This is a genomic window from Pantoea sp. BAV 3049 (assembly GCF_009765445.1).
Lineage (GTDB): Bacteria > Pseudomonadota > Gammaproteobacteria > Enterobacterales > Enterobacteriaceae > Erwinia.
Genome location: NZ_WHOY01000031.1, coordinates 929,910 through 944,164 on the forward strand (window position 1 = coordinate 929,910; position 14,255 = coordinate 944,164).

11 protein-coding genes are annotated in these 14,255 nt (G+C 53.9%); 5 read left to right on the forward strand and 6 right to left on the reverse strand.

The window, feature by feature from the left end; translation table 11 throughout:
- Window positions 1-589: 589 nt before the first annotated feature.
- The gene (gene zntB, locus GSQ70_RS05125; RefSeq protein ID WP_158781552.1) at window positions 590-1,573 is read right to left on the reverse strand and encodes a zinc transporter ZntB; all 984 of its coding nucleotides are present in this window, start codon (window positions 1,571-1,573) and stop codon (window positions 590-592) included.
- A gap of 338 nt (window positions 1,574-1,911) precedes the next feature.
- Here zntB and bglF point away from each other — a divergent pair, with 338 nt between their 5' ends.
- The 3 genes from bglF to GSQ70_RS05140 all read left to right on the forward strand — a co-directional run bounded on the left by bglF (window position 1,912) and on the right by GSQ70_RS05140 (window position 6,772).
- Window positions 1,912-3,801 carry a PTS beta-glucoside transporter subunit IIABC gene (bglF, locus tag GSQ70_RS05130; RefSeq protein WP_158785225.1) on the forward strand — a complete coding sequence of 630 codons (1,890 nt, stop codon included), beginning with the start codon at window positions 1,912-1,914 and terminating at the stop codon, window positions 3,799-3,801.
- 20 nt (window positions 3,802-3,821) lie between these two features.
- The gene (locus GSQ70_RS05135; protein WP_158781553.1) at window positions 3,822-5,213 is read left to right on the forward strand and encodes a glycoside hydrolase family 1 protein; all 1,392 of its coding nucleotides are present in this window, start codon (window positions 3,822-3,824) and stop codon (window positions 5,211-5,213) included.
- Between the two features lie 239 nt (window positions 5,214-5,452).
- Complete coding sequence (locus GSQ70_RS05140; protein WP_158781554.1) at window positions 5,453-6,772, forward strand: carbohydrate porin; 1,320 nt, start codon at window positions 5,453-5,455, stop codon at window positions 6,770-6,772.
- A 40-nt stretch (window positions 6,773-6,812) separates the two neighbouring features.
- Here the strand turns inward: GSQ70_RS05140 and licT are convergent, their stop codons facing one another.
- From licT to GSQ70_RS05155, 3 genes are all read right to left on the reverse strand, one after another.
- Window positions 6,813-7,676, reverse strand: a complete 864-nt coding sequence (gene licT / locus GSQ70_RS05145) for a BglG family transcription antiterminator LicT (RefSeq protein ID WP_158781555.1) — start codon at window positions 7,674-7,676, stop codon at window positions 6,813-6,815.
- Window positions 7,677-7,838: 162 nt separating this feature from the next.
- A complete protein-coding gene (locus GSQ70_RS05150; protein ID WP_158781556.1) occupies window positions 7,839-8,168 on the reverse strand; it encodes a hypothetical protein in 330 nt (109 codons plus the stop codon).
- Window positions 8,169-8,320: 152 nt separating this feature from the next.
- A complete protein-coding gene (locus GSQ70_RS05155) occupies window positions 8,321-9,937 on the reverse strand; it encodes an ABC transporter substrate-binding protein (RefSeq protein WP_158781557.1) in 1,617 nt (538 codons plus the stop codon).
- A 182-nt stretch (window positions 9,938-10,119) separates the two neighbouring features.
- Between GSQ70_RS05155 and mpaA the strand changes: the two genes are divergently transcribed.
- Window positions 10,120-10,827 carry a murein tripeptide amidase MpaA gene (mpaA, locus tag GSQ70_RS05160; RefSeq protein ID WP_158781558.1) on the forward strand — a complete coding sequence of 236 codons (708 nt, stop codon included), beginning with the start codon at window positions 10,120-10,122 and terminating at the stop codon, window positions 10,825-10,827.
- Here mpaA and ycjG read toward each other — a convergent pair.
- Entirely contained in the window at window positions 10,807-11,790 is a 984-nt protein-coding gene (ycjG, locus tag GSQ70_RS05165) for an L-Ala-D/L-Glu epimerase (RefSeq protein WP_158781559.1), read from the reverse strand. The two genes, mpaA and ycjG, sit on opposite strands and share 21 nt — an antisense overlap.
- Before the next feature lie 162 nt (window positions 11,791-11,952).
- On the opposite strand from ycjG, the gene tpx reads away from it, so the two are divergent.
- On the forward strand, window positions 11,953-12,456 hold the full coding sequence (tpx, locus tag GSQ70_RS05170; RefSeq protein WP_158781560.1) for a thiol peroxidase: 504 nt from the start codon (window positions 11,953-11,955) through the stop codon (window positions 12,454-12,456).
- A gap of 155 nt (window positions 12,457-12,611) precedes the next feature.
- On the opposite strand, the gene tyrR is transcribed toward tpx, so the two are convergent.
- The gene (gene tyrR, locus GSQ70_RS05175) at window positions 12,612-14,183 is read right to left on the reverse strand and encodes a transcriptional regulator TyrR (RefSeq protein WP_158781561.1); all 1,572 of its coding nucleotides are present in this window, start codon (window positions 14,181-14,183) and stop codon (window positions 12,612-12,614) included.
- Window positions 14,184-14,255: the final 72 nt, after the last annotated feature.

A 14,255-nucleotide genomic window follows, 5' to 3' on the forward strand; every position in this document is an offset into this window, starting at 1 on the left:
AAATTTGAAGACTGCACGGATGCAACCTGTACCTGACTGATTTCGGGCAATTATACTTTTTTTTAGAAAAGGTTGAAACAGAGTGCGCCCTGTCGAACGGTGGTGAAGGTATCAACTGGCCGGTTGGCAGCCTTACCTGCCAACCGGCTGAGTATTCTTACATATGGGGTGGTGGGTCAAGGATCGGATCCGGATCGGAGGGCGGCGGATCGGGCATCGGTTGTGGTGTCGGGATGGGCTCGGGGATCGGAACAGGTTCGGTGGGGATCTCAGAAGCTCGTGGAGTATCCATTTTCATGGCTGAATTCATGTCTTCCTCCTCTTTTCTGGCATGAACCTTAAGCATAGGCACGCTGGCCAGTGCTGGCAAATGCACAAAAAAAAGCCGGTAATCACCGGCTTGTACGAATCAAATGTGCTATGCAGTAATTCAAAAAAGGAAGTAAGACAATATGGAGCGCAACGCCCATCGCTTGACGTTGCATTCACCTGCGAAAAAGAGTTTGCCTCAGCTGTGACGGGTTTTTATTGATGTTGATCAGCTTTAAGGCCCCTTTTACGCCCTTTCCCATAATGCCTGCTGTACTTTCTATAACCATTTACGTCGCCTTAACCACCACGCAACACCCAGCACCAGTAATACTAACAGCAAGCAGAATGCGCCAAAGCCATAGTGCCAGCCTCCGCCAGGAATGCCGCCAAGGTTGACGCCAAACAGCCCGGTAAGGAAGGTGGTGGGCAGGAAGACCATCGCCAGTAACGACATAGTGTAAGTGCGTCGGTTCATCGCTTCCGCCATGACGGTGCTGATTTCGTCGGCCAGCACTGCCGTCCTCGCCACGCTGGCATCCAGATCGTCCAACCCACGCCCTAACCGGTCGGAAATATCCTGCATACGACGGCGATCATCATCACTCATCCACGGCAGGCGCTCACTGGCGATACGGGAAAATACGTCGCGCTGCGGAGCCATATAGCGACGCATAATGATTAACTGCTTGCGGATCAACGCCAGCTCTCCTCTTGGCGGCACCTGCTGGTCCACCACGGCATCCTCAAGATCGATAATTTTATCATGCAGCTGCTCGATAAATTCACTGGTATGATCGGTCAGTGCATCGCAAACCTCCACCAGCCAGCTTCCGCCATTCACCGGCCCATTACCGTTTTGCAGGTCGGTCAGGACTTCATCAATCGCGAAAACTTTACGCTGACGGGTGGAAACAATCAGCCTGTCGTTAATAAATACGCGGATCACCACCAGCTGGTCCGGACGTGACTCGCTGTTCAGGTTCACGCTGCGTAGCGTAATCATGGTGCCATCCCCCAGACGGTTCACGCGCGGACGCATGCTGTCGCCGCCCAGCGCATCCCGCACCGCGTCAGGCAACAGCGGAGTGGACACCAGCCAGTCTGCACTTTCACGGTGGGTATAATTCAGGTGCAGCCAGCAGGGCTTATCGCAGTGAATCACATCTTTATCGTCAATGGGAATTAACCCACCTTTGCCATCAAGCTGGCAGGAAATTATGGCGTCCGATATCTGTAGATCTTTACCTTCAATGACGTCCACAGCCACTCCGCATTTAATATTATCAATATGATACAGTCTAGCCTGAGCCTGAGCCGATGCAAAATGGGCGTGTGAACGATAACCGTTAAAAAACGTATCAGTCTGCGAATAAAACCAGATCCGGCTCACGAATTACACATCCTCCTCACACCATTGCTTGTTATTTCCCGGCCAGTAAGGAAATATTCTCCCAGCTAAGAGGATTGTGACTGTTTAATCAGGCAAAACCTAAACCGCTTCTTTCCCCCTTTACGGGGCGGAGATAAGCGGTTTAGGTTTTTTTTTTGTCGTTATTCAGCCATCCCGTGCTGAAACTGAGGTTCGAAGGAGTGAAAATGATGAAATATCAGCAGCTGGCCCGGCAGATCCTGACGGGAGTGGGTGGCAGGGAAAACATACAGTCGGTCGTACATTGCGCCACACGCCTGCGTTTCCGGCTGAAAGACTCGCGTAAAACAGATTCGGGGTTAAAGCAAAACCCGGATGTCATCACCATCGTGGAAAGCGGCGGCCAGTACCAGGTGGTGATTGGCAATCACGTCGGCGAGGTGTATCAGGCTTTGCTTAGTGAGGGCGGTCTCAGCGACGGTGACAATGCAGACGGCGACTCACCGGCAGAAAAACAGACTCTTTTTGCCCGTTTTATTGACATCGTTTCCGGGATATTTACCCCCTTTATCGGGGTGATGGCCGCTTCCGGTATTCTCAAAGGCCTGCTGGCTCTGGCGATGGCGCTGGGAGTGCTGAACGAGCAGAGCGGCAGCTATAAAACCCTTTTTGTCGCCAGTGACGCCCTGTTCTATTTTCTGCCTGTGGTGCTGGGGTATTGCGCGGGGAAAAAATTTGGCGGCAACCCGTTTGTCTGCATGACAATTGGTGCCGCACTGATGCATCCGGTGATGCTGGAGGCCTTTAGCAAGGAACAGGCAGGCCAGGCGCCGATGCACTTCTTCGGCGTGCCGATTATCCTGATCAACTACGCCTCTTCGGTGATCCCAATAATTCTGGCTGCCTGGGTTTCCTGCCTGATTGAGCGTCTCCTCAATCCCCGCCTTCCGGGAGCGATACGTAACTTCACCACCCCACTGGTCTGTCTGGCCATTGTGGTGCCGCTGAGTTTTCTGCTGATCGGCCCGGTTGCCACCTGGCTGAGCCATCTGCTGGCTAATGGCTATCTGTGGGTTTACGGACTCAGCCCGCTGGCCGCCGGGCTGTTTGTTGGTGGCTTCTGGCAGGTTTTTGTCATTTTCGGCCTGCATTGGGGGCTGGTGCCACTGATGATCAATAACCTCAGTATTTACGGGCAGGATTCAATGTTGCCACTGCTGCTGGCCGCTGTACTGGGCCAGACCGGAGCCACACTGGGGGTTCTGTTACGTACCCGCGACCAAAAATTAAAGGGGATTGCCGCTTCTGCTTTCAGCACCTGCTGGTTCGGGATCACTGAACCGGCAGTCTACGGTGTCACCCTGCCTGCCCGCCGTCCGTTTATCTTTGGCTGCATCGGTGGCGCGCTCGGCGCGGCAATTATCGGTTTCTGGCAAGCCAAGGTTTACTCCTTCGGCCTTGCCAATATCTTCACACTGTTCCAGACGGTGCCCAATAGCGGGATCGACGCTACGGTGATTGCCGCTTTTACGGGTTCATTACTGGCATTCGTGGTAGGGACAGTCGCCACGTATTTCTTCGGCCTGCCCGCTGAAAAGGCTGCTGCGCTGGTGGCAGAAGCGAAAGCCTCCAACTCTGAACCCGAAGCCAGTTCCCTGCTAAAAACGCTGACGATGAACAGCCCGATGTCAGGGCAGGTGATCCCGCTGGAAGAGGTTCCTGACCAGACGTTCGCCAGCGGCCTGCTGGGTAAAGGCGTCGGCATTGTCCCCGCTGAAGGTCGTGTGGTGTCACCCGTTAACGGCTGTGTTGCCTCTCTGTTCCGCACCGGACACGCTATCGGGCTGCTGGCAGATAACGGCGTGGAACTGCTGATCCACGTCGGGCTGGATACCGTCAAACTCGGGGGGGAACACTTCACCATTCACGTTACTCAGAACCAGCCGGTTCGCTGCGGTGATCTGCTGATTGAATTTGATATGGCGGCCATCAACCGGGCGGGCTATGACCTGACCACCCCCATTATTGTCAGTAACACCGATGACTATCTTGAAGTTCTTCCTGCCAGCAGGGAGACAGAAGTGCAGGAAAATACGCCGTTGCTGACGCTTTTCGTTTAATTTTGCTCAAGGAGATGATTATGACTCAACGTTTTCCGGACTCATTTTTATGGGGCGGTGCCGTGGCGGCCAATCAGGTGGAAGGAGCCTGGCAGGAAGGAGGAAAAGGCCTGTCGACTTCGGATCTTCAACCCAAAGGTATCTTTGGTGAGCGGGCAGAACGTCAGCCAGGTGATTACGGCATTAAAGATGTTGCCATCGATTTCTATCATCGTTATCCGCAGGATATTAAGCTGTTCGCTGAGATGGGCTTTACCGTGTTGCGCACTTCCATCGCCTGGACACGTATCTTTCCCAACGGAGATGAAGCAGAGCCTTGTGAGGCAGGTCTGGCCTTTTATGATCGACTTTTTGATGAGATGCAGAAATACAACATCACGCCAATGGTGACCCTCTCCCATTATGAAATGCCCTGGGGCCTGGTAAAAAACTATGGTGGCTGGGGCAATCGTAAAACCATCGGCTTTTTTGAACACTATGCACGCACGGTTTTCGAACGCTACAAAGATAAGGTGAAATACTGGCTCACCTTCAACGAAATCAATATGTCGCTGCATGCCCCGTTCACCGGAGTTGGCCTGCCGGAAGAGAGCAGCAAACAAGCGATCTATCAGGCTATCCATCATCAGCTGGTTGCCAGCGCCCGCGCGGTTAAAAGCTGTCACCAGATTGTTCCGGATGGCAAAATTGGCAACATGCTGCTGGGCGGCCTGCTGTATCCGCTGAGCTGCAAACCGGCCGATATGTTGGAAACGCTGCAAAAAAACCGGGAGTGGTTGTTCTTTGGTGACGTGCAGGTTCGCGGTTATTACCCGGCTTATATGACCCGTTTCTTCCGCGAACAAGGCATCCAGCTTGACATCAGCGAGCAGGATAAAGCCGAGCTGCGCCAGCCGGTCGATTTTATCTCCTTCAGTTATTACATGACGGGTTGCGTAACTGCCGATGAAAATCAGCAACAGCTGCGCGGCAATATCCTCGATATGGTACCGAACCCGCACCTGCCCGCTTCAGAGTGGGGCTGGCAGATTGATCCACAAGGTCTGCGCTTGCTGATGAACGAGCTGTACGATCGTTACGAGAAGCCCCTGTTTATCGTGGAGAATGGCCTGGGCGCCCGCGACAAAGTGGAGGCCGATGGCAGCATTAACGACGACTACCGTATTGCCTATCTCAATGACCACCTGGTGCAGGTCCGTGAAGCGATTGAGGACGGCGTGGAGGTCTGGGGTTATACCAGTTGGGGGCCGATCGACCTGGTCAGCGCCTCACAGGCTCAGCTCTCCAAACGCTACGGCTTTATCTATGTCGATCGCGATGATGACGGCCAGGGCACGCTGGAGCGTAAACGCAAAAAAAGTTTTTACTGGTACCAACAAGTTATTCAGTCGAACGGTGCTTCATTAAAATAATGCCTCTCTGAGGGCAGTTCCCTGCCCTCATTATTATTTAAACACGAAACCGGCTCCGGGAATTTATCCTGCATGGCCACTTATAACTATAAGCTTTAAGCAAGGAATAAATGATGAAACGGATCTCACATTATTTTTCAGAAATAAAGGACATCTTGTGTCCAGAGAATAACACTCACCTTTTAACTGAGCGAAATAACCGAAAGTTTTTGAAGTTAACCCGCATCAGCACAATTATCATGTTTTTGCTCGCTGGAAACGTGGCGGCTTCTGCCCCTGAGTGGGATGGATCCGCACTGGGCTTTACGCCGCCCGAAAAAGGCCTGTTCGGTGATATGTTGGGAGTCAGACCGATGCTGGAAGATAATGGTTTCTATTTTAATCTTGGTTATTTAAACCAAATCGCTTATAACAATTCCGGAGGGTATAACCCCGACCATCACACCGCTTATATTGATCAGGTTGCGCTGACCTTTCAGCAGGATCTGGAAGCACTGACCGGTATTCCCGATGCCAAAATAGAGGGAAATATCGTTAACCGTAACCATGATGACAGCCTGACAACCCGACGTCTGCAGGATACCCGCATGGGCATTAACGATCTGGCGCAGGAGAGCTCCGGTTCAGGCTCAATTACGCGGCTGGGTTGGCTGACATTTTCCCGTAGCTTTGACGACCAGCGTCTGCACTGGCGCATTGGGATGATGAATAAGGTGCAGGACTTCGATCAGATTATCCCCTGCGATTTTCAGCTGCTCTCCCAGTGCGGCGGCAAATCGGCTAACTCGCTGACGTGGTATAACTGGAATATCCATTATTGGGGCACCACTTTGCAGTACAAGCTGACCAGTGAGCTGACGCTGAAAGGCGGCGTTATGGAACAAAACGCCTCTGCCACCTCGCGCAGACAGGCCTGGAATACCTCATCCAAAGGCACCCGAGGTTTCCTGCTGCCCGTCGAACTGGAGATGAAAACGCATTTCAACGAGCTGCCGGGGATCTACAATCTGGGCATATTGTTTACCAATGCACCCCAGCAGGATCTCTATGCCGGTAAATCGCAGGAAACCGGCGCGGACGATCCGCAGGGTTATCGTCAGCATCACCGCACCTGGTTCCTCTATTCCGGCTTTAATCAGCAGCTCACCCGCCATCAGGATGACGCAACTCGCGGTCTCAGCACATCGTGGAGCCTCGGTCTGGGCGACCAGCGTACCAATCCTTTGCATGTTGCCACTGCGGTTTCGCTGCGCTACAGCGGATTGCTGAATGCTCGTCCGAAAGACTGGCTGGGGCTGGGCTTTTCGTGGATAAAAATGAGCAACAGCTATCGCCACAATCAGGAAACGTTAAATCAGCTCCAGGGCGTTGATGACTACAGCAATCCACTGTACCAACCGCTGGCAGGCCATTCGGTCAATGCCGAACTCTATTACCGGATACATGCCACCAGCTGGCTGCAGCTGCAGCCAGGCCTGCAGTACTGGCATCGTCCTGGCGGAGTGAAAGAAACTCAGGATGCCTGGGTAACCGGCCTGAAAACAGTCGTCACCTTTTGATTAACCAGGACCGGATGGGGCAACCCTGTCCCGGTCCTGCTCAGGCTTCATCTTCACTCTCTTCCAGCGCCAGCGTCTCTTTTCTCACCCGTTCGATGTGGATGGTCAGAAACATCCGTTCTTCCGCTCCCAGTGCATATGACCAGGTCTTATGCACGTGGCTGTCGATTTTCTCTACGCAACGGTAAGCCTGTGGATAGCGGCTGCGTACCACGTCATGCAAAGAATCATCATCGCTGTACACACCGCGCTTACCGAGCATCCGCTGGGCAAAAAACTTCAGATGGGTCACGAAGCGGTTGTAGCTGAGAGAGTCCGGCTGATAGTCAATTTTCAGCTGGTATCTGACGATATCGAGGATCTGCTGCATAAAGCCAGTAATATGTATCACTTCAGGCATATTGCTGTGCAGCTGAGCGTTAACCAGATGCAGGGCAATAAAGCCGGCTTCGTCCTGCTCCAGGCGGATGCCCAGCCGTTTTTCGATAATATCGAGGGCGCTGAGGCCAACGGCATACTCACGCGGATAGAGCGTGCGGATCTCCCAGTTAAGAACGTTGCGCAGAGGGATATTTTCACGCTGGCGCTGCAGCGCAAAATTGATGTGATCGGTCAGACCAATCGCCAGACTCTCATGCAGATGACCGGTAAGCTCCTGTTTCACCATCGCGATAACACACTCACTGGTGGTAACCACCTCCAGCGGTATTTCAGACAGCAACTCGCTCAGCCGTCCCAGCAGTTCGCGGTTTTGCAGGGCAAAAACTTTTTCCACCGCAGCGGGATCGATGACCTCCCCTGCCTGCTTCTGGAAAGCCAGTCCCCGTCCCATTACGACCTGTTCTTTTCCCTGTGCATCGTGAACGATCGCCACGTTATTGTTGAGCACTTTTATAATCTTCATATCCTGGCCTGAAAATAAAAAAACCTGACCGCCGGAGAGGTCCGACTGCCAGGTTTTGCCTGCAGCGAAGCAGTAACAATCCAGACGCTACAGTAATTCATTACGCCCTGAGCTCAAGCGTGGGCCGTTGGTTCTGTGACGGCTCTCGAAAATTGCCGACCGTCAGCTCTGCTGCGCGGCTGCGCACTTGTTCTGTTCCAGCTGCTTCAACTGCCCCATACGTTCATCCGCATGTTTCTGCGCAAGGCTCTTCGCTACGCCATTGCCGATACCAAAATCGCCAAGGAAGCCCAGTACCGTCAGACCGTCAAACTGTCCGGTCTGATCAATTTTGATCTGTACCTGTTGCTGGTCAGCAATCTCCTTCTGTACGCCGCTGCAGTCCAGCTGCGTTGACTGCACCACGCTGACCGGTGGAGAGGAAGGATACTGTTTAAGCGCACAACCAGAAAGCAGTAAAACCACAGCAAATACCGAGCAAAACTTAAGCATATAACACCCGAGCGCAAGATATGAACGTTAACGGCACCAGTATCCGGCATCGCGTATAAATTGATGCGCAAAGCAACTGCAGTTACCGGTGGTTAATTGACCCATAGCACGCTGCGGCCAGAAGCCCCAGCCCCTGACCGATATTGCGGTGATTATTTATGCCTGAGGATATACATCGTGCGGCTGTAGGCCACATCCTCAGGATTGGTGATTGGATAGCCCTTAACCCACGGCTTGATCAGGCGGCCATTGGTATACTGGTAAAGCGGTGCGATCGGCACCTGATCGGCAATAATCTGCTCTGCACGGTTGTAATCATCGTTGCGCTTTTCGCTGTTGGTTTCACGGCTGGCCTGTTCAATGATCGCATCGTAATCCGCACTTTTGAATTTCGCGATATTGCCGCTGTGGGTTGACGTCAGCAGGCTGAGGAAGGTCGATGGCTCATTGTAGTCGCCGACCCAGGAAGCGCGGATCACATCAAAGTTGCCGGTGTTGCGGCTGTCGATGTAGGTTTTCCACTCCTGATTCTGCAACTTCACTGTGACCCCAAGGTTTTTCTTCCACATTGAGGCCACGGCAATGGCAATTTTCTGGTTATTCTCCGAGCTGTTATACAGCAGCGTCAAATCCAGCGGATGAGTCGGTCCATATCCGGCAGCGGTCAACAGCGCCTTCGCCTGAGCATTCAGCTCTGCCTGATCGTGCTGCTGGATAAAGTCCGGCTTCGATTTGAAACCAGCCGTCACGTCCGGCGTGAAATGCCAGGCTGGTTTCTCACCCGTTCCCAGCACTTTTTCGGCAATGATTTTCCGGTCAATACTCCACGACAGCGCCTTACGCACCCGCACATCGGCCGTCGGGCCTTTGGTGGTGTTAAAGGCGTAATAATATGTTCCCAACTGGTCAGGCGTGTAGACCTCTTCGGGGATCTGTTTTTTCAGCAGGCCGTACATGTTTTTCGGGAAGGATTCGGTGATATCGATATCGTCAGCACGATAGCGTTTCGTGGCGCTGGATTCCTCGTTAATCGGCACGAACGTTACCTTAGTTAGCACGCTGTGCGCGTTATCCCAGTACTGGTCATTACGCACCAGCACCAGCTTTTCATTCACCACACGCTCCTGCAATTTATAGGCACCGTTGCCTACCAGGTTTCCAGGCTGGGTCCACTCTTTACCGTCTTTCTCAATGATTTTTTCCGGTACCGGATACAGGCTGAAGTTGGCGGTCAGGCTGACAAAAAACGGCACCGGTTTATCCAGCGTCACTTTCAGGCGGTTGTCATCCAGCGCGGTGACACCCAGCTTATCCGGCGTCATTTCACCTTTGGTGATCGCTGCTGCATTCTGGATACCGGCCAGTTCGGCAAACCAGGCAAACGTTGAACCCACTTTCGGATCGACCAGACGCCGCCAGCTGTAAACAAAATCATTAGCCGTTACCGGCTCGCCATTCGACCAGCGGGCATCTTTGCGCAGGGTGAAAATCCAGGTTTTATTGTCAGTAGTCTGCCACTGGGTAGCGACGCCAGGCACGATATTGCCCTTTGCATCCTGATTGGTCAGCCCTTCAAACAGGTCTCGGATCACCTGAATTTCTGGCAGACCTACAGCTTTAGCTGGATCGAGCGAAGCAGGCTCATCTTTGATATGGCGGACAATCTCCTGACTGGCGGCCAGCTGCGTGCCAGGCGGGACATCGGCTGCGTACAGTGAAGCACTGACGGCCAGGGACAACATGGCCAGCGTGAAACGGTAATTCCTCATCGGCATACCTCGAAAAGGTCAACGGAACGGGCTTATACCCGGACTTTAACGCAAATCGTTGATAGGTCAGTAGCATTTTTCGCCACGATGGCACTCAGAAGGAAAGAACAGTGAGCCGCCCGGCACTTTTTTTCCCCGCCATTTTACGTTAGTTTTAGAAAAACTTTTCCGGAGTGAAACTGATGTCCCTGATTCATCCGCGCCCGCTTCGCGGCAAACTGGATGCAGAAAGTAAAGTCTATGGTGCCAGCGTGCTGGGCGCTCCTCTCCTGTGGTTTCCCGCTCCGGCGGCTGATAAAGAGAGCGGACTGATCCTCGCCGGAACGCACGGTGATGAAACCGCCGCGGTGGTCACGCTTTCCTGTGCCATGCGCACGTTGCAGGAGCCGCATCGTCGCCACCATGTGGTGCTGGCGGTAAACCCTGATGGTTGCCAGCTCGGGCTGCGCGCCAACTCTCATGGTGTGGACCTCAACCGTAACTTCCCCGCGGCCAACTGGCAGTCTGGTGATACCGTTTATCGCTGGAACAGCGTCGCGGATGAACGTGATGTGTTACTTTCAACGGGAGAGCACGCAGCCTCAGAGCCTGAGACTCAGGCCCTCTGTGATTTGATTCATCAGATTAAACCGGCGTGGATTGTGACTTTCCATGAGCCGCTGGCCTGTATTGAAGATCCACAGACCAGCGCACTGGGAGAATGGCTGGCGAAAAAAATGGATTTGCCGCTGGTCACCACCGTAGGGTATGCCACCCCCGGCTCTTTTGGCAGCTGGTGTGCTGATCTCAACCTGCCGGTGATTACCGCGGAACTGCCGCCGATCTCCGCCGATGAATCTACAGAAAAATACCTCGGCGCGATGGTGGACTTACTGAGCTGGCCGCCCTGAAAACGTGATCCTGCCGCAGCTGAAAGGCAGCGACGGATCCACATCAACAGCCAGCCAGGTTGGCCCGTCCAGATCAATAAAGCGGGCGGATTTCACCAGCGGCAGTGCGGCAGCAATAGCTCTGGAGGTGCAGAGCATGCAGCCCAGCATCACTTCAAACCCCGCCTCTTTTGCCGCTTCAGCCAGCGCCAGCGCTTCGGTCAGGCCACCGGTTTTATCCAGCTTGATATTGACCATCTCGTAGCGCCCTTTCAGCTTCGGCAAACTTTCTCTTGTGTGGCAGCTTTCATCGGCACAAATCGGCAACGGATGAATAAAATTCTCCAGCGCGGCGTCCTCGCCTGCTGGCAGCGGCTGTTCCAGCATTGCCACTTTCAAATCCGCCAGCAGCTGGCAGCGCGCGGCAAGCCCTTCGCTGTGCCAGGACTCATTAGCATCCACAATCAGCGTCACCTGAGGCACGGCGGCGCGCACCGCCACCAGGCGTTCAGTGATTAGCGAGTTATCAAGTTTCACTTTCAGCAGCCGCGCGCCGTTTTGCCACAGTGCCAGCGCACTGCTGGCCATCGCCTCCGGCGTATCAATTGAGACAGTCTGAGCCATTTCTATAACGGGTGGCTGAGGATTGGCGGTGAGGTGCCACAGGTCGCTGCCGAGTTTTCGCGCCTGAAGATCCCATAATGCAGAATCGATGGCATTTCTCGCAGCACCGGCAGGTAATACCTGCTGCAGCTGCTCACGGGTCATGCCCTGTTCAAGTTCATCAAATAAGGCGGCAATTTGCGCCAGCACCGACGCTTCCGTTTCGCCATACCGCGGATAAGGCGTACATTCCCCCACGCCCCTGATCCCCTCTTCCTCCAGCTCCACTACCACCACTCCGGCCTCGCTGCGGGTACCACGCGCAATCACAAATGGCGTGTGCAACGGCCAGGCTTCCGGGTATACCTTGACTGCTCTCATTAACGGGTCCTTTCAGGAGAAAAAAAGAAATGCCACCTCAACACCATAGCTATTGCGGCCGCCCTTTGGCAATGCGCAGGTAAAGAAAGGCTTTTTACTGTCCCACTTGCAGAGCATGGCTTACACTCAGTTCAGTGTTTACTGCGCTTATAAGGAAAGATTATGTCACAGACTGTACATTTTCAGGGCAACCCGGTTGCCGTTGCAGGCCAGTTACCGGTGCCGGGCGATGCCGCGAAACCTTTCACGCTGGTTGCCAAAGACCTCTCCGATGTCTCCCTTTCCCACTACGCGGGCAAGCGTAAAGTTCTGAACATCTTCCCCAGCATTGATACCGGTGTCTGCGCCGCCTCGGTGCGTAAATTCAACCAGCTGGCCAGCGAGCTGGATAATGCGGTAGTACTGTGCATCTCTTCCGATCTGCCGTTTGCCCAGTCCCGTTTTTGCGGCTCTGACGGCCTGAGCAACGTGGTTACGTTGTCCACTTTGCGGGGTGGCGAGTTCAAACAGGACTACGGTGTGGCGATCGATGATGGCCCACTGAAAGGCCTGACGGCTCGCGCCGTCGTCGTGCTGGATGATAAAGACAACGTACTTTACAGCCAACTGGTGAATGAGATTACCACCGAGCCGGATTATGACGCCGCGCTGGCAGCGCTGAAATAAAGCTAACCGCCCCGGACGTGCATCAATAGTCTGATAAATTTAAAAGCACCGCGCGATGATGTCGACGGTGCTTTTTTATCAACTTCTGTAAACTAAATTTGCCTGATCCGCAGTAAATCAGGCAATTTCTGTCCAGGGTAACGCCGCACGGGTGATTACTTCCCTTCCCCCTCGCTTTTCTTCTGGCTCAAACCATACTCACGCAATTTATTGGCAATGGCCGTGTGCGAAACGCCTAAACGTTTTGCCAGCTTGCGCGTGCTGGGATAGGACAGGTATAAACGGGTCAGGATTGAACGTTCGAAGCGGCTGGTGATCTCGTCCAGAGAGCCTTCCATCACTTCTTCTCCCAGCGGCAGATCCATCGCGAATTCTGGCAACACAATATCCTGCGGTCGCAACTCATAGCCTTCCAGCTGGGTCAGCGCCCGATACAGCGCATTCTTTAACTGACGGACGTTGCCGGGCCAGGTGTAGCGGCTGAGAAAAGCATTCAGTTGAGGTGACAGTTTTGGTCGGGCCACTCCCTGTTCATCCGCAAAGCGGGCAACAAACATTTCGGTCAGAGGCAGGATGTCCTGCGGACGATCGCGCAACGGCGGCAGATTCAGCGTCAGGACGTTGAGACGATAAAACAGATCTTCACGGAATTCGCCACGGTGTACCATCTCCGTCAGGTTCTTCTGCGTGGCACAGATCACGCGAACGTCAACGTGGACCTCATGCTCTTCACCCACCCGACGGAAGGTGCCGTCGTTGAGGAATCGCAGCAGTTTGGTCTGCATCCGCGGCGACATCTCACCAATCTCATCCAGCAGCACCGAGCCACCATTAGCCTGCTCGAAGAAGCCTTTTTTCCCTTCCAGCGCGTTCGGGTATGCCCCGGCCGCGTGGCCAAACAGCTCGCTTTCTGCCACATCATCCGGCAGCGAGGCACAGTTCAGTGCCAGGAACGGCTTTTTTCCACGCGCACTGCGCAGATGGCAGGCACGGGCCAGCATATCTTTGCCCGTCCCGGTGTCCCCGACAATCAGCAGCGGCGCATCCAGCATCGCCAGCTTGCGGGCCTGTTCAACAACCTGACGCATCTTCGGCGTGACCGCCACAATATGCTGGAATTCGCTGTCGTCATTCACCGCCAGGTTCTGCAACTGCTGGCCCATTCTCGCGGTGGATTTCAGCATCACTACCGCGCCGACCGGGTTGCCGGGCTGCTCATTTTCACCAGCGGCATAAATAGGGGTGATTTCCATCAGGAAGTCGCGGCCCTGGATCACCACGTGATGGGCCTGTGGTTCAATACGCTCGCTTTCCAGCCAGCGCTGGAAATTGAATCCGGCGATCAGCGCGCCTGCGCCAAAGTTACGCATTTTCTCTTCATTAAGCGAAAACAACGTCTGTGCCGCCGGATTTGCCAGTTCCACCTTACTTTTCAGATCGATAGAAAAAACCGGCTCCGGCAACGCCACCAGCAGTGCGCTCAGTGCCCGGTGCTCCCGTTCGGAAGGCAAAAAGGTCACCGTTCTGACATCCGTCACGCTGGGTATACGGCGGATTTCTGCCATCAACTGACTGAACTGATCAAACTCAATGGGGGAGAAATTCAGGTAGATGCGCCCGATGGGGGCAATTTCAATACCGCGCAAATCGATGCTTCTTTCCACAAGGAGATCAAGCAGTTCGCGGGTCAGACCTAGTCGGTCCTGGCAAAAAACTTCCAGACGCATGCGTAGCAACCTTCATTCATATCGGGCGAGCCCTGATGATACTCTATCAGGGCAGGCGTCAGAAGAGTTCTG

Bases quoted from the DNA above. Each gene is read 5' to 3' on its own strand.
- bglF (WP_158785225.1), top strand. From the start codon at position 1,912: ATGAAATATCAGCAGCTGGCCCGGCAGATCCTGACGGGAGTGGGTGGC.
- GSQ70_RS05135 (WP_158781553.1), top strand. From the start codon at position 3,822: ATGACTCAACGTTTTCCGGACTCATTTTTATGGGGCGGTGCCGTGGCG.
- GSQ70_RS05140 (WP_158781554.1), top strand. From the start codon at position 5,453: ATGTTTTTGCTCGCTGGAAACGTGGCGGCTTCTGCCCCTGAGTGGGAT.
- licT (WP_158781555.1), bottom strand. From the start codon at position 7,676: ATGAAGATTATAAAAGTGCTCAACAATAACGTGGCGATCGTTCACGAT.
- GSQ70_RS05150 (WP_158781556.1), bottom strand. From the start codon at position 8,168: ATGCTTAAGTTTTGCTCGGTATTTGCTGTGGTTTTACTGCTTTCTGGT.
- GSQ70_RS05155 (WP_158781557.1), bottom strand. From the start codon at position 9,937: ATGAGGAATTACCGTTTCACGCTGGCCATGTTGTCCCTGGCCGTCAGT.
- mpaA (WP_158781558.1), top strand. From the start codon at position 10,120: ATGTCCCTGATTCATCCGCGCCCGCTTCGCGGCAAACTGGATGCAGAA.
- ycjG (WP_158781559.1), bottom strand. From the start codon at position 11,790: ATGAGAGCAGTCAAGGTATACCCGGAAGCCTGGCCGTTGCACACGCCA.
- tpx (WP_158781560.1), top strand. From the start codon at position 11,953: ATGTCACAGACTGTACATTTTCAGGGCAACCCGGTTGCCGTTGCAGGC.
- tyrR (WP_158781561.1), bottom strand. From the start codon at position 14,183: ATGCGTCTGGAAGTTTTTTGCCAGGACCGACTAGGTCTGACCCGCGAA.